The organism is Enterobacter cloacae complex sp. GF14B (genome assembly GCF_004136805.1).
GTDB lineage: Bacteria > Pseudomonadota > Gammaproteobacteria > Enterobacterales > Enterobacteriaceae > Enterobacter > Enterobacter hormaechei_C.
The window spans coordinates 37,895-58,997 of the sequence record NZ_QFRV01000012.1 but is presented as its reverse complement, the minus strand read 5'-3'; the positions used below and the strand labels follow the sequence as shown (position 1 = coordinate 58,997).

Annotated in this window: 18 protein-coding genes; 12 read left to right on the top strand and 6 right to left on the bottom strand. The window is 53.8% G+C overall.

Going from position 1 to position 21,103, the window contains the following annotated elements; all coding sequences use genetic code 11:
• The first annotated feature begins 15 nt into the window (after positions 1 to 15).
• From glmU to phoU, 11 genes are all read left to right on the top strand, one after another.
• Positions 16 to 1,386, top strand: a complete 1,371-nt coding sequence (glmU, locus tag DD606_RS06650; RefSeq protein WP_022652099.1) for a bifunctional UDP-N-acetylglucosamine diphosphorylase/glucosamine-1-phosphate N-acetyltransferase GlmU — start codon at positions 16 to 18, stop codon at positions 1,384 to 1,386.
• A gap of 240 nt (positions 1,387 to 1,626) precedes the next feature.
• The gene (gene glmS, locus DD606_RS06645; RefSeq protein ID WP_048209822.1) at positions 1,627 to 3,456 is read left to right on the top strand and encodes a glutamine--fructose-6-phosphate transaminase (isomerizing); all 1,830 of its coding nucleotides are present in this window, start codon (positions 1,627 to 1,629) and stop codon (positions 3,454 to 3,456) included.
• Positions 3,457 to 3,904: 448 nt separating this feature from the next.
• Positions 3,905 to 4,468: a chaperone-usher fimbrial major subunit gene (locus DD606_RS06640; protein WP_023315071.1), complete on the top strand. Its 564-nt coding sequence runs from the start codon at positions 3,905 to 3,907 to the stop codon at positions 4,466 to 4,468.
• A gap of 81 nt (positions 4,469 to 4,549) precedes the next feature.
• A complete protein-coding gene (locus DD606_RS06635; RefSeq protein ID WP_044596304.1) occupies positions 4,550 to 5,242 on the top strand; it encodes a fimbrial chaperone in 693 nt (230 codons plus the stop codon).
• Between the two features lie 21 nt (positions 5,243 to 5,263).
• Positions 5,264 to 7,795, top strand: a complete 2,532-nt coding sequence (locus tag DD606_RS06630) for a fimbria/pilus outer membrane usher protein (RefSeq protein ID WP_032608135.1) — start codon at positions 5,264 to 5,266, stop codon at positions 7,793 to 7,795.
• Positions 7,792 to 8,835 carry a fimbrial protein gene (locus DD606_RS06625; RefSeq protein ID WP_023315074.1) on the top strand — a complete coding sequence of 348 codons (1,044 nt, stop codon included), beginning with the start codon at positions 7,792 to 7,794 and terminating at the stop codon, positions 8,833 to 8,835. Before DD606_RS06630 ends, DD606_RS06625 begins: the two co-directional genes overlap by 4 nt.
• A 246-nt stretch (positions 8,836 to 9,081) precedes the next feature.
• The gene (pstS, locus tag DD606_RS06620; RefSeq protein WP_022652104.1) at positions 9,082 to 10,122 is read left to right on the top strand and encodes a phosphate ABC transporter substrate-binding protein PstS; all 1,041 of its coding nucleotides are present in this window, start codon (positions 9,082 to 9,084) and stop codon (positions 10,120 to 10,122) included.
• Positions 10,123 to 10,249: 127 nt separating this feature from the next.
• Positions 10,250 to 11,209, top strand: a complete 960-nt coding sequence (gene pstC / locus DD606_RS06615; protein WP_003861158.1) for a phosphate ABC transporter permease PstC — start codon at positions 10,250 to 10,252, stop codon at positions 11,207 to 11,209.
• A complete protein-coding gene (gene pstA, locus DD606_RS06610) occupies positions 11,209 to 12,099 on the top strand; it encodes a phosphate ABC transporter permease PstA (protein ID WP_003861156.1) in 891 nt (296 codons plus the stop codon). Before pstC ends, pstA begins: the two co-directional genes overlap by 1 nt.
• Before the next feature lie 47 nt (positions 12,100 to 12,146).
• Positions 12,147 to 12,920, top strand: coding sequence for a phosphate ABC transporter ATP-binding protein PstB (gene pstB / locus DD606_RS06605; protein ID WP_003861154.1), 774 nt, complete (start codon positions 12,147 to 12,149; stop codon positions 12,918 to 12,920).
• A 26-nt stretch (positions 12,921 to 12,946) separates the two neighbouring features.
• Positions 12,947 to 13,672, top strand: a complete 726-nt coding sequence (gene phoU / locus DD606_RS06600; RefSeq protein ID WP_003861153.1) for a phosphate signaling complex protein PhoU — start codon at positions 12,947 to 12,949, stop codon at positions 13,670 to 13,672.
• 94 nt (positions 13,673 to 13,766) lie between these two features.
• On the opposite strand, the gene yieH is transcribed toward phoU, so the two are convergent.
• Positions 13,767 to 14,432: a 6-phosphogluconate phosphatase gene (gene yieH / locus DD606_RS06595; protein ID WP_003861151.1), complete on the bottom strand. Its 666-nt coding sequence runs from the start codon at positions 14,430 to 14,432 to the stop codon at positions 13,767 to 13,769.
• A gap of 165 nt (positions 14,433 to 14,597) precedes the next feature.
• On the opposite strand from yieH, the gene adeP reads away from it, so the two are divergent.
• Entirely contained in the window at positions 14,598 to 15,935 is a 1,338-nt protein-coding gene (gene adeP / locus DD606_RS06590) for an adenine permease AdeP (RefSeq protein WP_003861149.1), read from the top strand.
• Between the two features lie 86 nt (positions 15,936 to 16,021).
• On the opposite strand, the gene DD606_RS06585 is transcribed toward adeP, so the two are convergent.
• The 5 genes from DD606_RS06585 to mnmE form a co-directional block, all read right to left on the bottom strand.
• A complete protein-coding gene (locus DD606_RS06585; RefSeq protein ID WP_003861147.1) occupies positions 16,022 to 16,588 on the bottom strand; it encodes an NADPH-dependent FMN reductase in 567 nt (188 codons plus the stop codon).
• Positions 16,589 to 16,624: 36 nt separating this feature from the next.
• Positions 16,625 to 17,371, bottom strand: a complete 747-nt coding sequence (locus DD606_RS06580; protein ID WP_003861145.1) for a 4'-phosphopantetheinyl transferase superfamily protein — start codon at positions 17,369 to 17,371, stop codon at positions 16,625 to 16,627.
• Between the two features lie 122 nt (positions 17,372 to 17,493).
• A complete protein-coding gene (gene yidZ / locus DD606_RS06575; protein WP_022652106.1) occupies positions 17,494 to 18,465 on the bottom strand; it encodes an HTH-type transcriptional regulator YidZ in 972 nt (323 codons plus the stop codon).
• A complete protein-coding gene (locus DD606_RS06570) occupies positions 18,434 to 19,609 on the bottom strand; it encodes an MFS transporter (RefSeq protein WP_129258380.1) in 1,176 nt (391 codons plus the stop codon). The genes yidZ and DD606_RS06570 overlap by 32 nt, the downstream gene beginning before the upstream one ends.
• 111 nt (positions 19,610 to 19,720) lie before the next feature.
• Positions 19,721 to 21,085, bottom strand: a complete 1,365-nt coding sequence (mnmE, locus tag DD606_RS06565) for a tRNA uridine-5-carboxymethylaminomethyl(34) synthesis GTPase MnmE (RefSeq protein ID WP_015570136.1) — start codon at positions 21,083 to 21,085, stop codon at positions 19,721 to 19,723.
• Positions 21,086 to 21,103: the final 18 nt, after the last annotated feature.

Here is a 21,103-nt window from a genome sequence, read left to right as displayed (position 1 = left end):
ACCGTCAGGATGCGTATGTTAAACAGTGCGATGAGCGTGGTGATCCTTGCCGCAGGCAAAGGTACCCGCATGTATTCCGATCTGCCTAAGGTGCTCCACACGCTGGCAGGAAAGCCAATGGTTCAGCATGTTATTGATGCAGCGAATGAATTAGGCGCCAGCCAGGTGCATCTGGTTTATGGACATGGCGGCAATCTGCTGAAAAAAACGCTGCGTGACGACAATCTCAACTGGGTGCTTCAGGCAGAACAGCTGGGTACGGGTCATGCAATGCAGCAGGCTGCACCCTTCTTCGCTGATGATGAAGATATCCTGATGCTCTACGGCGACGTCCCGCTGATCTCCGTTGAAACCCTTACTCGGCTGCGTGAAGCCAAACCGCAGGGTGGCATCGGTTTGTTGACCGTCGTGCTGGACGATCCAACCGGCTATGGCCGCATTACGCGTGAAAACGGCAACGTGACGGGGATTGTTGAGCATAAAGATGCCACTGACGAACAGCGCCAGATTCAGGAGATCAACACCGGCATCCTGATTGCGAACGGTGCGGATATGAAGCGCTGGCTGTCCAGACTCAACAATAACAACGCGCAGGGTGAATACTACATCACCGACATCATTGCGATGGCTTACCAGGAAGGGCGTGAGATTGCTGCCGTTCATCCGGCGCGTATCAGCGAAACGGACGGGGTAAACAACCGTCTCCAGCTTTCCCGTCTTGAGCGTATTTACCAGTCCGAGCAGGCAGAAAAGCTGTTGCTCGCGGGCGTTATGCTGCGCGATCCGGCGCGTTTCGATCTGCGTGGCACGCTGACCCACGGGCGCGACGTTGAAATAGATACTAACGTTATCCTGGAAGGTAACGTCACGCTGGGCAACCGCGTCAAAATCGGCACCGGCTGTGTGATTAAAAACAGCGCGATCGGTGACGACTGCGAAATCAGCCCGTACAGCGTGGTGGAAGATGCCCATCTTGAGGCGGCCTGTACGATTGGCCCATTTGCGCGTCTGCGCCCGGGCGCTGAGCTGCTGGAAGGTGCTCACGTAGGTAACTTCGTGGAAATGAAAAAAGCGCGTCTGGGTAAGGGCTCTAAAGCGGGTCATCTGACCTATCTGGGCGATGCGGAAATTGGCGACAACGTAAACATTGGTGCAGGGACGATTACCTGTAACTATGACGGCGCCAATAAGTTTAAAACCATCATTGGTGATGACGTGTTTGTAGGCTCCGATACCCAGCTGGTGGCGCCTGTTACCGTGGGCAAAGGCGTGACCATTGCCGCCGGGACAACCGTTACGCGCGATGTGGCCGAGAACGAGCTAGTGTTAAGCCGCGTTCCGCAGGTCAGCAAGCAGGGCTGGAAACGCCCGGTGAAGCAGAAGTAACGGATTTATACCCCTCACCCTAACCCTCTCCCCACAGGGGAGAGGGGATTGTTCGGTGCGGTGTTTTTCTCCCTCGCCCCTTTGGGGTGAGGGCCGGGGTGAGGGGATAACATAATCCTCCCCCCACAAGCAGTACCCATAAAAATAACCCCACTCTCTACAAGGCTCGGGGCGCCCGGAAAGGGCAAATACAGGTCAGCGACAACGCATGGCATAACGCCATAATCAGGAAATATAACTATGTGTGGAATTGTTGGCGCAGTTGCGCAGCGTGATATTGCTGAAATCCTTCTCGAAGGTTTACGTCGTCTGGAATACCGTGGTTACGACTCAGCCGGGCTGGCTGTCGTTGATGCAGAAGGTCATATGACCCGTCTGCGCCGTCTCGGTAAAGTACAGATGCTGGCCCAGGCTGCGGAAGAACATCCGCTGCACGGTGGCACCGGTATTGCGCATACCCGCTGGGCGACCCACGGTGAGCCATCTGAAGGCAACGCACACCCGCATGTGTCTGAACACATCGTGGTCGTGCATAACGGCATTATCGAAAACCACGAACCGCTGCGTGAAGAACTGAAAGCGCGCGGCTATACCTTCGTCTCTGAAACCGACACCGAAGTGATTGCTCACCTGGTGCACTGGGAGCTGGCAAAGGGCGGTACACTGCGTGATGCGGTGCTGCGCGCTATCCCTCAGCTACGTGGTGCTTACGGTACGGTGATCATGGATTCCCGCGACCCGTCCACGCTGCTGGCCGCGCGTTCCGGTAGTCCGATGGTGATTGGTCTGGGCATGGGTGAAAACTTTATCGCTTCCGACCAGCTGGCGCTGCTGCCGGTTACCCGTCGCTTTATCTTCCTCGAAGAGGGAGACATTGCCGAGGTGACACGTCGCAGCGTGACCGTATTCGACACGAAAGGCGAGCAGGTTAAGCGTCAGGAGATCGAATCAAACCTGCAATACGACGCGGGCGACAAAGGCGCTTACCGTCACTACATGCAGAAAGAGATCTACGAACAGCCAAACGCCATTAAAAACACCCTGACTGGTCGCATCAGCCATGGTGAAGTGGATCTGAGCGAGCTGGGCGCCAATGCCAACGAACTGCTGAGCAAAGTCGAGCACATTCAGATCGTGGCCTGCGGTACCTCTTACAACTCCGGTATGGTCTCGCGCTACTGGTTTGAATCCCTGGCGGGTGTGCCGTGTGATGTGGAAATCGCCTCTGAGTTCCGCTATCGCAAATCTGCGGTGCGTCGTAACAGCCTGATGATCACCCTTTCTCAGTCTGGCGAAACGGCCGATACCCTGGCGGCGCTGCGTCTGTCTAAAGAACTGGGTTACCTCGGCTCGCTGGCCATTTGTAACGTGCCGGGCTCATCGCTGGTGCGTGAATCCGATCTGGCGCTGATGACCAAAGCGGGTACCGAAATCGGCGTGGCCTCCACCAAGGCGTTTACCACTCAGCTGACGGTTCTGCTGATGCTGGTGGCGAAACTGGCGCGTCTGAAAGGTGAAGATGCCTCTGTTGAGCATGACATCGTTCACGGTCTGCAGGCGCTGCCGAGCCGTATTGAGCAGATGCTCTCTCAGGACAAACGCATTGAAGCTCTGGCGGAAGATTTCTCTGACAAACATCACGCCCTGTTCCTGGGCCGTGGCGATCAGTATCCGATTGCGCTGGAAGGCGCGCTGAAGCTGAAAGAGATCTCTTATATTCACGCTGAAGCCTATGCGGCAGGCGAGCTGAAGCATGGCCCGCTGGCGCTGATCGATGCGGATATGCCAGTTATCGTGGTGGCACCTAACAACGAACTGCTGGAAAAACTGAAATCTAACATCGAAGAAGTGCGCGCCCGTGGTGGTGTTCTGTACGTCTTTGCGGATAAAGATGCCGGTTTCGCCAGCAGCGACAACATGCACATCATCGAGATGCCGCATGTGGAAGAGGTGATTGCGCCGATCTTCTACACCGTACCGCTGCAACTGCTGGCTTATCACGTCGCGCTGATCAAAGGCACCGACGTAGACCAGCCACGTAACCTGGCTAAATCGGTTACCGTTGAGTAATCACTTCCTGTAAAAAGGCTGCCATTTGCGTGGCAGCCTTTTTATTGGTTGCTACTTCTTTACACGCCTCATTTTTACTTTCTTGTGTACCCTATGGCGTAAAATGTTTCATGTAAAACATGTGGTTACATTTTTTTCGCTCTCCGTTTTTTGGACTTGTGCTGTTGCAAAAACGATCAAATAATAATTGTTTATTATTAAGATATTAATATATTCCTAAAATAATCCTCCTGCCAGTAGATATCGCATTTATTGTTTGTGGCTGATATTTATAACATGATTGAATCTGATACATTTCATTCATCCTTCTTAAAATAAAATATTACAAGCTGGAAAACTTATTTGTCAGAGGCGTTTTTAGGATCGTAATATTACGCCGCTTCAAATTTAATCATTTTATTTGGTTAATAAATAAAATATCAGCGATATAAAATTAATAGGGGTTGTCATGAAACTAAATGCTATCGCCAGCGCAATAATCTTGTCTTCATCCATATTATCTGGTGCTGCTCTGGCATCTGATGGTACTGTACATTTCCGTGGTGAGATCATTGATAGCGCTTGTGAAATTACCACCGTTACGAAAGAACAAAACGTTGATTTAGGTAAAGTCAGTAAAACGGCATTCAACGGTGTAGGCAGCACCTCCGCACCAACGCAATTCACTATCAGCCTGGAGAAATGCCCGCCAACCTATACCAAGGCATCGGTTCGATTTGACGGTACTGAAGCTGGCAATGGCGATCTGGCGATAGGTAACCCGGAAAAAACAGGCACGCCAGGCGACTTTACGGGTACAGGCGACGCGGTCACTGCAACGGGCGTAGCGATTCGTATCTATAACCGCGCAGACAACTCTCAGGTTGAGTTATACAAAGATTCTGCCACAACTGATATTGTGGATACTAAGGCCGATTTAAAATTCATTGCACGTTATATTGCAACCTCTACGACCGTAACGCCAGGTACAGCTAACGCTGACTCTCAGTTCACCGTTGAATATGTGAAATAATTACATTTATTAGTTAAAAGACGCCCTTATTCTCGTTGCTAATAATAAACATTTTAAGGGCGTCAACTAATGAGAGGCTGTATGGTTGCTTTTACACGTTTATTTAAAACATTCATGGCTGCGACAATGTGTCTCAGCTCGTCAATAGCCTGTGCAGGCATCATTGTCGGCGGCACGCGCGTCATTTTTTTGGCTGATAGTCCTGATGCCACCATATCGATTTACAACAAAGAGAGCGATCTGCCGTACCTGATACAAACCTGGGTCGACCCCTTTGACAAAGAAGATAAACATAAACCGCCTTTTACCGTCATACCACCCGTTTCCAGGCTTGAGCCAATGCAAGAAAAGGTCTTACGCGTACTTAAAATGGCCGGGACGTTGCCCACCGATCGCGAATCCGTTTTTTGGCTGAACATAAAAAATATTCCGCCATCCAGCAGTAAAAAAGAGACCAGCTCGCTGGAAATTGCGATTAAGACACGTATCAAACTGTTCTGGCGACCGGCGGCTATTACGTTAATCCCTGAGAAGGCGGTAGCGAACGTCGCATGGTCAAAACAAGGTCGGCAACTTATTGTTCAGAATAATAATCCTATCCATATCAATATCATGGATGTATCAGTTGATGGTAAAGACATACCAGTCAATATGATCAAACCCTTTGAAAAACTCTCGCTGACATTACCACCAGGAAGTGCAGGCCATACGCTTGTTTGGCGTTTTATTAATGATTACGGCGCCGTCAGCAACCCAGTAAAACAGGTGCTTTAATATTCTGATAGGGATGTCTTAATGATTGGCTTACGTCACTGCATTGCCATGATATCGGGGTTATGTCTGAGCATTCCTGTTCAGTCATTAGCACAGGACAGCCTGTTTAACCCGAAACTTCTGGAAATCGATCATCCGGTCGATGTCGATATTCGTCAATTTAACCGTTCCAACGCGCTTCCCCCTGGCAGCTATAAAGTTGATGTATTCATTAACGGCAAATTTTTTGAACGTAAGGAAGTGACGTTTGTGCAGGATGCTCCCGAGGACGAACTCCATCCTTGCTACGTCGCTATCAATGATGTCCTTATATCTTACGGCGTAAAGGTTGAGGCGTTGAAAACGCTGCGTGGAGTGGATAGCACCGCCTGCGTCAACCCCGCTCCGTTGGTGGAGGGATCACGCTGGCTATTCGACGGCAACAAGCTGGTGTTGAACATCTCCATTCCACAAATTTATCTTGATTCAGCGGCGTATGATTATATTAGTCCCTCGCGATGGGATGAAGGCATTAACGCCTTGATGACCAACTATGACTTTTCCGGTTCGCATACTCTTCGATCAAATTATGATTCTGAGGAGGATGACAGCTACTACCTGAATTTGCGCAATGGTCTTAATCTCGGGTCCTGGCGGCTTCGCAACTACAGCACAGTGGATTCGACAGCAGGCAGCGCTGAGTACCACTCCATCAGCAGCTATGTGCAGCGAGATATCGCCGCGCTACGCAGCCAGATCATGGTTGGCGATACCTGGACCGCAAGCGACATCTTTGACAGTACGCAGATCCGCGGTGTCAGACTCTATACCGATGACGACATGCTACCGTCCAGTCAGAATGGCTTTGCGCCGATAGTGCGCGGTATCGCAAAAAGCAACGCGACCGTGACGATCCGCCAGAATAACTATGTGATCTATCAGTCGGCGGTACCGCAGGGCGCGTTTGAAATCACCGATCTGAATACCACCAGCGGTGGCGGCGATCTGGACGTAACAATCAAAGAGGAAGACGGCAGCGAGCAGCGTTTTACACAGCCTTACGCTTCTCTGGCAATACTGAAACGCGAAGGACAGACCGACGTTGATGTCAGCGTCGGTGAAATGCGCGCTGAGAGCGGCTTTACACCCGATGTGTTACAGGCGCAGGTATTACACGGGATGCCGTGGGGATTAACGCTCTACGGTGGAACGCAGGTTGCGCAAGATTATGCCTCCGCAGCTATAGGGATGGGGAAGGATATGGGTGCGCTGGGTGCGATGTCGCTAGATATAACCCAGGCTCGCTCGTCTTTTGACAATGGCGACGAGGAAAAAGGGCAATCATACCGTTTCCTCTATTCCAAACGATTTGATGATACAGATACCAATTTTCGTCTCGTAGGATACCGGTACTCTACAGAAGGCTTTTATTCACTAACCGAGTGGGCATCTCGCCAGAATGATGTTTCTGATTTCTGGAACATGGGAAACCGGCGTAGTCGCCTGGAAGGTACCTGGACCCAATCGTTGGGGCCCGATCGGGGAAATTTCTACCTGACGCTGAGCCGTCAGCAGTACTGGCACACCGATGAGGTCGAGCGTCTGCTTCAGCTTGGTTACAGCAATAACTGGCGGCAGATATCATGGAACCTGACATGGAATTATACCGACTCGATCAACCGCTATTCCAGCGGCAGCCACAGCGACGACTACACCGATAGCGAACATATTTTTATGTTCACGGTTTCTTTGCCGCTCTCTGGCTGGTTGGAAGGGAGTTACGTTAACTACTCCATGACCCAGAATAATCATAACGACAGTAGCATGCAGGCCGGGATCGGCGGCACTCTGTTGGAAGGCCACAATCTGGCGTATAGCGTGCAGGAGTCCTGGACGAATACATCGAATAATACCCATAGCAGCAATGCCAGCCTGAACTACGACGGCACCTACGGATCGGTAAATGGCAGCTACGCCTATAGCCAGGATTCGCAGCGTATAAACTACGGGGCGCGTGGCGGTATTCTGATTCACCGCGACGGCGTGACCTTTTCCCAGGAGTTGGGTGAAACGGTGGCGCTAGTGGAAGCGCCAGGAGCGGGCGGCCTGTCGGTTGAAAACACGACCGGGGTAGCGACGGACTGGCGTGGATACACCGTCAAAACGCAGCTTAATCCTTACGAAGAAAACCGTATAGCGATTAACAGCAACTATTTTTCACGTGCTAACGTCGAACTGGATAATACCGTTGTTAATCTTGTACCTACCCGCGGCGCGGTAGTGAAAGCAGCGTTTAAAACTCGCATCGGCTATCGCGTTTTATTCAGCGTCATTATGGCTAACGGCAAACCTGCGCCGTTTGGCGCAATGGCGACGGCCGATCTGGATACGGGAACGGTAACCGGGATTGTGGGGGATAACGGCGAGCTTTATCTTTCAGGAATGCCCTTAGTTGGCCGTTTTAATATTACTGGTCAATCCATCTGCCAGGTTGAGTATCATCTCGAAGCGCCAAAGGACAATGGGCTGTTACAACTGCCGGTAACATGCGCTAATAACGGAGTATCAAATTGAATATCGTTAAATTAATCATCGTGCTGTGCATCTGCGCAGTGTGCCAGCACGCATGGTCTGCGGATACATATTGCGAAGCTAAAGGCGGTACACACCACAGCATACTTTCGTTTTCCGGCACTACGCTCAGCGCCTCACAGAATAAAGCTGGCCAGACAATTAGCAAACAAGTAGATAACGGTGGTCAGTATGAAGGGGTATGCCACTGTAATCGCGATTATAACTATGTTTACTTTACAGCCAAAGATAACCCCGCCTTGCAGAAAAGCGTCAGCCGAAATAAAGTGCAATACTATGTATTAGATGAGTATTTAGATGTTGGATTGTCGATCATGATCATGGGGCGCGGTTATATCAACGTTCCCTTTGAGGACCGGCCTAACAACCCCAGTGGTTATTACAACTGCGTTAATTCCCTTAATACGACCACCTTTACAAGCGGTTCCGACGCAACCATTTATTTTTATGTCAAAGAACCGTTTATCGGCACCGTTACTATTCCGTTGACGTTACTCGCTTCGCTGTATGCTAATACTTCTAGTGTATTAGCCACCGACTATGGCAATAAACTGGCTGATGTTTTTATTCAAGGGGATATTACCGCGCCGCAGGAGTGTGAAGTTAACGGCGGTCAAATCATTGAAGTGGATTTTGGTAAAATCTCTGCGTCTTCATTTTCATCTGTAGCGGGCACTGGCCTTTCCGATAAGAAAATACCCATCAAGGCGTCGGTAAGATGCACTGGGATGAGCTCAGGGCAAGATGTTGAAGTTTCACTCCATGCCACCCAGGCAGGCGCGTTTTCAACCATGATTGAGACAACAAACCAGGATGTGGGTATTAAGGTCTACGACGAGTTTAATCAAGAAGTGGATGTTAACGGCGGACGCATGGAAACGGACATGGGAACCCGTTCTCGACTGGGTGTGGAGACGGGTGAGTTTAATTTTTCTGCTGCGCCGGCGAGCGCGACGGGAGCCAGGCCTGAGCCAGGAACGTTTACCGCGACTGCCACCATTACGATGGAAATTAAAAACTGATTCGTCAACGGCTGTTTATGACAGCCGTTGTCATATTGCGCTTTTTGAACCAGACTAAACATGCTTATTGTGACAATTTTATGGCAGGGGGTTGAATATATAATTATCATTTTCAATGACTTATATCCAACGCCTTGATTGTCATAAAACTGTCATATTTCGTACATTTATCTGTCACCTGTTTGTCCTATTTTGCTCATCGTAGCCACTTAAACAATGATTTACGAAATCCTTGCAGGAGACATTATGAAAGTTATGCGTACCACTGTCGCAACTGTTGTCGCCGCGACCTTATCGATGAGCGCTTTCTCTGCCTTCGCAGCAGCAAGCCTGACTGGCGCTGGTGCAACCTTCCCTGCGCCGGTGTATGCCAAATGGGCGGATACCTACCAGAAAGAGACCGGTAACAAGGTCAACTATCAGGGTATCGGCTCCTCCGGTGGCGTAAAACAAATTACCGCGAATACCGTTGATTTCGGCGCATCCGACGCTCCGCTGTCTGATGAGAAACTGAATCAGGAAGGCCTGTTCCAGTTCCCGACCGTGATTGGCGGCGTTGTGCTGGCTGTTAACATCCCTGGCCTGAAATCAGGCGAGCTGGTGCTGGACGGCAAAACCCTGGGTGACATCTACCTGGGCAAAATCAAAAAATGGGATGACGAAGCCATCACTAAGCTGAACCCGGGCGTTAAGCTGCCTTCGCAGAATATCGCGGTGGTTCGTCGTGCTGACGGCTCTGGCACCTCTTTCGTGTTCACCAGCTACCTGGCGAAAGTGAACGAAGAGTGGAAATCTAAAGTCGGTTCCGGCTCTACCGTTAACTGGCCAACCGGTCTGGGCGGTAAAGGCAACGACGGTATCGCAGCCTTCGTACAGCGTCTGCCTGGCTCTATCGGCTACGTAGAGTACGCCTACGCTAAGCAGAACAATCTGGCCTACACCAAACTGGTTTCTGCCGACGGCAAACCGGTTAGCCCGACCGAAGAGAACTTCGCCAACGCCGCCAAAGGCGCTGACTGGAGCAAATCCTTCGCTCAGGACCTGACTAACCAGAAAGGTGAAGACGCGTGGCCAATCACCTCTACCACCTTCATTCTGGTTCACAAAGAGCAGAAGAAACCAGAGCAGGGCGCAGAAGTGCTGAAGTTCTTCGACTGGGCATACAAAAACGGCGGCAAACAGGCTAATGACCTGGATTACGCCAGCCTGCCAGACAGCGTGGTTGAGCAGATTCGTGCTGCATGGAAAACCAACGTGAAAGACAGCAGCGGTAAAGCGCTGTACTAACAGGATATTTTTAACGAAGATGGCGGGTGGCGCGCAGCGATCCCGCCCTACGGTTTACTCTGTAGGCCCGGTAAGCGTCAGCGCCACCGGGCATATTCGTAAGACGTCTCATAAAGAAGAGTAATTTATGGCTGCAACCAAGCCTGCATTTAACCCTCCGGGTAAAAAAGGTGACATGATTTTCAGCGCGCTGGTGAAACTGGCTGCGCTGATTGTGCTATTGCTGCTGGGCGGCATTATCGTGTCCCTGATTTTCTCCTCCTGGCCGAGCATTCAAAAATTTGGTTTCGCCTTCCTGTGGACCAAAGAGTGGGATGCGCCGAACGATATTTACGGTGCGCTGGTGCCGATTTACGGCACGCTGGTGACCTCTTTTATCGCCCTGCTAATTGCGGTTCCGGTGAGCTTCGGTATTGCCTTGTTCCTGACGGAACTGGCGCCAGGCTGGCTGCGGCGTCCGCTGGGTATCGCCATTGAACTGCTGGCGGCCATCCCAAGTATCGTTTACGGCATGTGGGGCCTGTTTATTTTTGCTCCGCTGTTTGCAACGTACTTCCAGGAGCCGGTCGGTAACGTGCTTTCTGCCGTTCCGTTTGTGGGGGCGCTGTTCTCCGGCCCGGCATTCGGTATCGGCATTCTGGCGGCGGGTGTGATCCTCGCCATCATGATTATTCCGTACATTGCGGCGGTCATGCGCGATGTCTTCGAACAAACCCCGGTGATGATGAAAGAGTCCGCCTACGGCATCGGCTGCACCACCTGGGAAGTTATCTGGCGCATCGTCCTTCCGTTCACCAAAAATGGGGTGATTGGCGGCATTATGCTGGGCTTAGGTCGCGCGCTCGGTGAAACCATGGCGGTCACCTTTATCATCGGCAACACCTACCAGCTCGATAGCGCTTCGCTCTATATGCCGGGGAACAGTATTACTTCTGCGCTGGCGAACGAATTTGCCGAAGCGGAATCCGGGCTGCACGTCGCGGCGCTGATGGAACTGGGCCTGATCCTGTTTGTTATCACCTTTATTGTGCTGGCTATCTCCAAGCTGATGATTATGCGTCTGGCTAAAAACGAGGGGGCACGCTAATGGCGACTCTCGATATGCAAAATACCGCTCAGCTTGCGGAATCCCGTCGCAAAATGCAGTCAAAGCGCCGGATTAAAAACCGCATTGCGCTGACGCTTTCCATGGCGACGATGGCGTTTGGCCTGTTCTGGCTGATCTGGATCCTGATGTCAACCATCACCCGCGGCATCGATGGAATGTCCCTGGCGCTGTTCACGGAAATGACGCCGCCGCCGAACACGGCGGGCGGTGGTCTGGCAAACGCCCTGGCGGGTAGCGGCCTGCTGATCCTGTGGGCGACCGTTTTCGGTACACCGTTGGGCATTATGGCGGGTATCTATCTGGCGGAGTATGGGCGCAAGTCCTGGATCGCTGAAGTCATCCGCTTTATTAACGACATTCTGCTTTCTGCCCCGTCGATTGTCGTGGGTCTGTTTGTTTACACCATCGTGGTGGCGCAAATGGAACACTTCTCCGGCTGGGCGGGTGTGATTGCGCTGGCGCTGTTGCAGGTGCCTATCGTTATTCGTACTACTGAAAACATGCTGAAACTGGTGCCGGACAGCCTGCGTGAAGCGGCTTACGCGCTGGGCACGCCGAAATGGAAAATGATTTCGGCGATCACCCTGAAAGCGTCCGTCTCGGGGATCATGACCGGTATCCTGCTGGCTATCGCCCGTATCGCCGGTGAAACCGCACCGCTGCTGTTTACCGCCCTCTCCAACCAGTTCTGGAGCACGGACATGATGCAGCCGATCGCCAACCTGCCGGTGACGATCTTTAAATTTGCGATGAGCCCATTCGCGGAATGGCAGCAGCTGGCCTGGGCCGGGGTGCTGATCATCACCCTTTGCGTACTGTTGCTGAACATTCTGGCGCGCGTCATTTTCGCGAAGAAGAAACACGGTTAAATTTTTACGGCGCGGCAGCTCGCGGCGCCGAATGAGGAAATGAGTCAATGAGTATGGTTGATACTGCCCCGGGTAAGATTCAGGTTCGTGATTTGAACTTCTACTACGGCAAATTCCATGCCCTGAAGAATATCAATCTGGATATCGCGAAGAACCAGGTAACGGCATTCATCGGTCCGTCCGGCTGTGGTAAATCCACGCTGCTGCGCACCTTTAACAAAATGTATTCGCTCTATCCGGAGCAGCGCGCAGAAGGTGAAATTCTGCTGGACGGTGACAACATCCTGACCAATACCCAGGATATCGCCCTGCTGCGTGCGAAAGTGGGGATGGTATTCCAGAAACCCACGCCGTTCCCGATGTCGATCTATGACAACATCGCCTTTGGTGTGCGTCTGTTTGAGAAGCTCTCCCGTGCGGATATGGACGAGCGCGTGCAGTGGGCATTGACCAAGGCCGCATTATGGAACGAAACCAAAGATAAACTTCACCAGAGCGGGTACTCTCTCTCCGGTGGTCAGCAGCAGCGTCTGTGCATTGCGCGCGGTATCGCCATTCGCCCGGAAGTCTTGCTGCTGGATGAGCCGTGCTCAGCCCTGGACCCGATCTCAACCGGGCGTATCGAAGAGCTGATCACCGAGCTGAAGCAGGATTACACCGTGGTGATCGTGACCCACAACATGCAGCAGGCTGCACGTTGTTCTGACCACACGGCGTTTATGTACCTGGGCGAGTTGATTGAGTTCAGCGATACGGATGCGCTGTTCACCCGTCCGGCGAAGAAACAAACCGAAGATTATATTACTGGCCGCTACGGTTGATTTGCCTTAGTGCATGTGGAGAAACCATGGACAACCTCAATCTTAATAAACACATTTCCGGCCAGTTTAACGCAGAGCTGGAAAGCATTCGCACCCAGGTGATGACCATGGGCGGCATGGTCGAGCAGCAGCTTTCTGATGCGATCACGGCGATGCACAACCAGGACAGCGAGCTGGCGAAGCGCGTTATTGAAGGCGACCACAACGTCAATATGATGGAAGTCGCCATCGACGAAGCCTGCGTGCGCATCATTGCGAAGCGTCAGCCGACGGCGAGCGACCTGCGTCTGGTGATGGCGATCATCAAAACCATCGCCGAGCTGGAGCGTATTGGTGACGTGGCGGATAAAATCTGCCGCACCGCGCTGGAGAAATTCTCCCAGCAGCACCAGCCGCTGCTGGTGAGTCTGGAGTCTCTCGGTCGCCACACCGTGCAGATGCTGCACGACGTGCTGGACGCTTTCGCGCGCATGGATCTGGACGAAGCGGTCCGTATCTACCGTGAAGACAAGAAAGTTGACCAGGAATACGAAGGCATAGTGCGTCAGCTGATGACCTACATGATGGAAGATTCCCGTACCATTCCAAGCGTACTCACCGCGCTGTTCTGTGCGCGCTCAATCGAGCGTATCGGTGACCGCTGCCAGAACATTTGCGAATACATCTTCTACTTCGTGAAGGGGCAGGATTTCCGACACGTGGGCGGCGACGAGCTGGACAAGCTGCTGGCGGGCAAAGATCCGAAAGAGTGATTTTTACCCTCACCCTAACCCTCTCCCACAGGGAGAGGGGACCATTCGGTTTTCTCCCTCTCCCTGTGGGAGAGGGCCGGGGTGAGGGGAAAACTCAGCGAGTAATATCCCACCCGCGCGCCTTCCACAACGCTGGCAGTTGCGCCAGATCGGTAAAGGTCGTCACTTTTGGATGATCGATCGGCTTGTTGTGCGGATCGGCGCAGAAGTAAAACACCTCCATCCCCGCATCAATCCCCGACTGCGCGCCCGCAGACGAGTCATCCACCAGGATGCAGTTCTCCACGTTGACGTTCATCGCCTTCGCCGCGTGGAACATCAATGCCGGATCCGGCTTCCAGCGCTGGATATCGTAGCCACTGAACAGTTTTTCCGGGAAGTGGTGCAACATGTTCAGCTTGCCGAGCGAGTGCTGCATTTTGCTGACCGGGCCGTTAGAGACCACGCAGATCGGCACCGTCATCGCATCCAGCAGCGTGTTAGCGCCAGCGATAACTTCCAGCTCGGCGTCGAAGAGGCGTGCGACCTCGGCGCGGTACACCGGTTCCAGATCCGCTTTCGCCAGATCCACCCCGTGCTCTTCGTTAATGATGTCGATGATCTCGTACAGCTTCACGCCCTTAAAGCGTTTAAACACCTCTTCGAGATCGAGCGTAATACCAAATTCCTGGAACATGGCGACATACGCGCGGGAACAAATGACCTCACTGTCGACCAGCGTACCGTCACAGTCGAAAAATACCGCTTCAATTCCGGACATGCCTTTCCCTTTTAACAAGTTTAACGTTTTCGTACGGCAGTTCACCGGGACGCAATCGTTGCCGTATAAGCAAAATCAATGAAAAAAGTATCCCGTAACCGCCACTATTGTCGCATTTTGGTATAGGATAGCGACGAATTTTCCCTCCTTGTTCGGAAATTGATGATGAGTCAACAACACACTACCCAGACGTCTGGTCAGGGGCTGCTTGAGCGCGTGTTCAAACTGCGCGAGCACGGCACAACGGCACGCACCGAAGTGATCGCCGGTTTTACTACCTTCCTGACGATGGTCTATATCGTTTTCGTTAACCCGCAAATTCTGGGCGTGGCTGGCATGGACACCAGCGCCGTCTTCGTGACCACCTGTCTGATCGCGGCGCTTGGCAGCATCCTGATGGGCGTTTTCGCTAATCTGCCCGTGGCGCTGGCCCCGGCAATGGGTCTGAATGCGTTCTTTGCGTTCGTGGTGGTTCAGGCGATGGGCCTGCCGTGGCAGGTCGGGATGGGCGCTATTTTCTGGGGCGCGGTCGGCCTGCTGCTGCTGACCATCTTCCGCGTGCGCTACTGGATGATTGCGAACATTCCCGTGAGCCTGCGCGTGGGTATCACCAGCGGTATCGGTCTGTTTATCGGCATGATGGGGCTGAAAAACGCTGGCGTTATCGTGGCGAACCCGGAAACGCTGGTGAGCATTGGTAACCTGACCTCTCACAGCGTGCTGCTGGGCGTGCTGGGCTTCTTTATCATCGCGATCCTGGCGTCGCGCAACATCCATGCTGCGGTGCTGGTCTCTATCATTGTGACCACGCTGCTGGGCTGGATGCTGGGTGACGTACATTACAACGGTATCGTCTCTGCGCCACCAAGCGTCTCTACCGTGATTGGTCACGTTGATCTGGCGGGCTCGCTGAACCTGGGTCTGGCCGGGGTGATTTTCTCCTTCATGCTGGTCAACCTGTTTGACTCCTCCGGTACGCTGATTGGCGTGACCGACAAAGCGGGTCTGGCGGATGAAAAAGGCAAATTCCCGCGCATGAAGCAGGCGCTGTATGTGGATAGCATCTCGTCCGTCGCTGGCTCTTTCATCGGCACCTCGTCTGTTACCGCTTACATTGAATCCTCTTCCGGTGTGTCCGTGGGCGGTCGTACTGGCCTGACGGCGGTAGTTGTGGGTCTGCTGTTCCTGCTAGTGATCTTCCTCTCTCCGCTGGCGGGGATGGTGCCACCATACGCGGCAGCCGGCGCGCTGATTTACGTCGGCGTGCTGATGACCTCAAGCCTGGCGCGCGTGAAGTGGGAAGATTTGACGGAAGCCGTTCCGGCGTTTATTACCGCGGTGATGATGCCGTTCAGCTTCTCGATCACCGAAGGTATCGCGCTGGGCTTTATCTCTTACTGCGTGATGAAGATCGGTACCGGCCGCTTCCGCGAACTCAGCCCGTGCGTGATTATTGTTGCGCTGCTGTTTGTATTGAAGATTGTGTTTATTGATTCACACTAAGATGCTGGTGGTGTCAGGTGGCGCTTCGCTTACCTGACCTACGGGCAAAGTTCCCTCTCCCTGTGGGAGAGGGTTAGGGTGAGGGCTTACGCCTTCACCCGCTTAATATAATCCCCAAACGCGGTCAGCTGGCCAGAGAGATGGTCACGCGTACTCTGATCCACCACTTCACCCGTCTGCGGGTCGACCTTGTTCTGAATCACGCCGCCCATAAATTCCGGCTTGTTCATCACCATCGCATCCAGGAACACCAGGATCTGACGCAGGTGATACTGGCAGCGCGCGCCGCCAATGGCGCCCATTGAGCTGGTCTGGATCAGCACAGGTTTACCAGACAGCGGCTGCTCCGGTAAACGGGACAGCCAGTCAATGGCGTTCTTCAGACCACCCGGCACCGAGTAGTTATACTCAGGCGTCACAATCACCACGCCGTCAGCCTGACGGATCTGCTCGGCTATCGCTTCCACGCTTTGCGGGAACCCTTCTTCCTGCTGAACGTCAGCATCATAAAGCGGGATGTCGCCAATGGACGGCAGGGCACTGATCTCCATTCCCGCAGGCGCCAGCTGCGGCAGCGTACGGGCAACCATCCCGTTAAAAGAACCTTTGCGCAGGCTTCCCAGTAACGTAACAACTTTCAACGTATCAGACATGATTACTCCTGTTTCATCATGATGACCCTGGACGGATCAGCTATGGGTGTATGCTTTTTCTGCCGGTAAACTGGTTAATCGCATCAGGCGCGCGGCGGGCTCGTTGGCGCGCTCAGGGACATCCGGAAGACTACGCCAACCGCGAATACTGTCAAATTCCCAGATTTTCAGCCGTTCGATGGCGGGGCTCACCGCAACGGACCAGATCAGTACGTCCTCAGCGTCGCTGAGCGCCTCTACCAGCGAGGCTTTTGTCGCGCGCAGGCGTCCGGAGCCGGGGAGCAGCTGCAACAGGCTGGCGTCGTCTGACGCCGCGCCGTTCAGTTTGCGGATGCTCTGGCGAAGGGTGATGAGCTGCGCTCTGGCTTCAACAGGGTCGTTCTGGTTACGTATCCACAACTTTTCATTGCTGGAGAGCGGGTATTCATCGAGCGCGTTAGCACCATGGAAGCTACGCGTGACGCGTTGCAGCTCCATATCCAGGCCACAATCACCTTCAGTCGTCAGCGCGACGCCAACAATGTTGCCGGTGTACGCAATGGAAAAATGGGGGAGTGCCGGGTCCGCAAAAACCGGGCGACCTTCTGGCTGGGTGAGTATGTCCGGTAGTTCGCTAGTGCCGTAGAGCATAAAAAGCAGTTCTGCGAGGAGCGCTCTGGAAGCTAAAAACCGCGTCCTGCGGTGTTCAGGTAGTTTGAGCGCCTCACTGTGACAGGCTGAAGAAAGTCTGGCCGATACGAGATGCCCTTCCGTTAATGTTCCTCGTGCAAAGTGCGTAGCCATTTTTCGCTCCTTGATAATGGTCGTAGTCGGTTAAACGGTTACATGATTATCGCTTAACTTAGCTTCTGTTTTAATCAGTAAATGGAAATAAGAGAAGCCTGAGCACCGAACTTTACATTATCTTAGGCAAAAACCTGATCTGGTGCGGTATACAGCGCTTTAATCGTCTCACGCAGCCAGAGGATTTTCGGATTATGGCTGTTCCGTTTATGCCAGATCAGCGTGAAGGGTACGGTGAGCTTTTCTGCCTGCGCCTCATCGATGGGAATGGGCAGACAGACCAGATTACGCTGGTGGAGTTGGTTGTAGTGATGGCAGTAGTGCGGCGCAGTGGCTATGTAGTTGTGATCCGGCTGGGCCGCCATAAACATCGACTGTTCAAAACCGGGCAAACTCATGGCGATGTTACGCTCCCGGCCCATCTCCCTTAGCACCTCGTCGAGCGCCCAGGTGTCACTGCGTTCCCAGAAGATGCTGATATGCGGGTAGCGCAGAAACGTCTCCAGATCCCACGCTTCCTGGAGCGCGGGATGATCCTCGCGCAAATACACGCACGGACGGTCACTGAACAGGATTTCGTAGTCGATAAACCACGGCATCAGCTTTAGCAGTTCGCGCGAGCGAGGGTGCGTTTCACGCCCGGTGAAGCCCAGATCCACTTCTCCGCGCGTAATGGCGTCCAGCGAATCGTAATCCCATTGCCGCAGCTTCACCGTCGCCTGTGGGTAGCGTTCATTCACCTGCTCCAGCAGGGTATTAAAGCGGATCAGCATCAGCGGTGTTTCGGCGGCGAGCACAAACTTAAGCCCGCCAGGAGAGCTATGGTGGAATTTATCGAGGATCTGGTTGCCAATCTGCATCCAGTCGGCCAAATCCTGTTCCAGACTCACCGTCAGCGGTGTGGGCAATAGCCCTAAAGGCGTTTTCACAAACAGCGGATCGTCGAACCAGTCGCGCAGCTTCGCCAGCGATTTACTCACCGCGGACGGCGTCACGTTCATCCGCTTCGCGGCTTTGGTGACGCTGCGCTCCTGCAACAAAAGTTGCAGGCAAAGTAAAAGATTAAGATCGAGACTGCTGATGGGCTTCTTCATAGTGCGCCGCGGGCTGGATGACCATAAGTAAGGTAATGCAGAGTATGCTACAGCCAATCAGAACCCCGATCAGCATATTCAGCGCGTTAAGGCCGATCACCGCCGCCAGCCAAATCCATAGCGAAGAACCGCAGACCTGCGCAATGCCCAGCACCGAGCTGGCCACGCCTGCCCGCAGCGAGAAGGGGCCAAGCGCCTGACTCATCGCCACACCAAAGCCGACGGAGAATCCGGCGCAGATCAGAGTAATGCCCACCAGCATTACAGCGTGTGAGGTGGCGGTCGCCAGGATCACGCCTGCGGCGAGAAACAGCGTCTGTGAGGTGAGCATCAGCGTGCGCTGGCGGAAGATGTTGAGCGCAAAGGGTGTTGAGAATGAAACCGCCATGCTCACCATCGCGGTTAGCGCCATCACCGTCGAATACTCACCGCGATCGAAGCCCATCGTCTCCATCAGCAACACCGGGGAAACGTTTACATAGGTGAGGATCACCGCCACGCTAAGCGTGGTGATTGCCAGCCGACTCAGGAAAAAGCGATTCACCAGCTTTTCAGCCGGATGGAGGGTTGCGGTGTGATATGGCTGTTGCGAACCGGGATGGGTCTCTTTCAGCACCGTCACGGACAGGATAAAGACGATGGCGCCCATGGCTGCCATGGTCCAGAAAAGACTCTGCCACGGAAATTTAAGCATAATCAGGTAGCCTACAACCGGTGCCAGCACCGGGATGATGCAGATAATGCCGTTCAGCATCGACAGCACCTTGGCGCGGCGCTGGGCGCTCAAGGTATCGCGCAGAATGGCAAAGGCCACCACGTAACAGCCGCCTGCGCCAATGCCCTGGATAAAACGCCCTGACAGGAACATTGTGCTTTCCTGAGCCACTGAACAGAGTACTGATGCCAGCGCAAAGATAACTGCACCCGTAATCGCGACGGGCTGGCGGCCTGCTTTATCCGCGATTTTCCCGGCAAATACCATCGACGACGCCATTCCCGCGAGGTAGGCCGAAAACGCGATGTGCAGTTGCGCCTCGCTGGCACCCAGATCGCGGGCAATATGCGGTAGCCCCACCAGATACATATCAATGCCGGACGGATAAAGCAGAACTAATGCGAAACTACAAAACAGAAAACGCGCCATAAACCCCCCATAGATGCAGGCATGCAGGATAGGGGGTGAAAGGGGATTAGGCGAGTTGCCATTTGGACAATGGTGATTTCCCTGGTGGAAATCACCCTGTATTAACGGGAATTACTTACCAATGCAGAAGCTCGAGAAAATCCGTCCAAGCAGATCGTCCGACGTAAACTCCCCGGTGATCTCGCTCAGGTTCTGTTGCGCCAGACGCAGCTCTTCCGCCAGCAGTTCACCGGCCCACGCGCCGATCAGCTGGGCTTTACCCTGCTCAAGGTGGCGAGCCGCCTCTTCCAGCGCCTGCAAGTGACGACGACGCGCCAGGAAGCCACCCTCCATGCTGGTGTCGAACCCCATGCTCTGTTTGAGATGGCTACGCAGGGCTTCCACGCCTTCACCGGTACGGGCCGACAGGCGAATAAGTGAGTGACCATTCACATCGCTGATGCCCAGCGTTTCGCCGGTAACGTCGGCCTTGTTGCGCACCACGGTGATCGGCAGTTTAGCCGGGAGACGGGCGATAAAGTCTGGCCAGATTTCAGCCGGGTCAACGGCGTCGGTTGTGGTGCCGTCCACCATAAACAGCACGCGGTCGGCCTGCTCGATCTCCTGCCAGGCGCGTTCGATACCGATACGCTCGACTTCATCGCTCGCATCGCGCAGGCCAGCGGTGTCGATGATGTGCAGCGGCATTCCGTCGATGTGGATATGCTCGCGCAGCACGTCGCGGGTGGTGCCGGCTATGTCGGTGACGATCGCCGCTTCACGGCCCGCCAGGGCGTTCAGCAGGCTCGATTTCCCGGCGTTGGGGCGTCCGGCAATGACCACCTTCATGCCTTCACGCAGCAGGCTGCCCTGGCGCGCTTCGGCGCGGACGGCATCGAGATCGTTCATCACCTGGTTGAGCTGAGCTTCAATTTTACCGTCTGAGAGGAAGTCGATCTCCTCGTCCGGGAAGTCGATAGCCGCTTCGACATAGATTCGCAGGTGAGTAAGTGCTTCCACAAGGTGATTCACGCGTGCGGAAAACGCGCCCTGCAACGAGTTCAGCGCGGAGCGGGCCGCCTGTTCGGAGCTGGCGTCGATCAGATCAGCAATCGCCTCGGCCTGCGCCAGGTCGAGCTTATCGTTGAGGAAAGCACGCTCGGAGAACTCACCGGGCTTCGCAATGCGCAGGCCAGGCAGGGTCAGAATACGTTTTAACAGCAGGTCGAGGATCACCGGGCCGCCGTGACCCTGAAGCTCCAGCACATCTTCGCCGGTAAAGGAGTTTGGGCCGGGGAACCACAGCGCAATGCCCTGGTCCAGCGGTGTGCCGTCAGCATCTTTAAACGGCAGATAATCAGCGTAGCGCGGCTTTGGCAGTTTACCCAGCACCGCTTCGGCCACCTCACGCGCCTTCAGGCCGGAGATACGCAGAATGCCTACACCACCGCGTCCCGGTGGGGTTGCCTGGGCGACGATAGTGTCGTTATGGCTCATGTTTGCTCTCGTTCAATA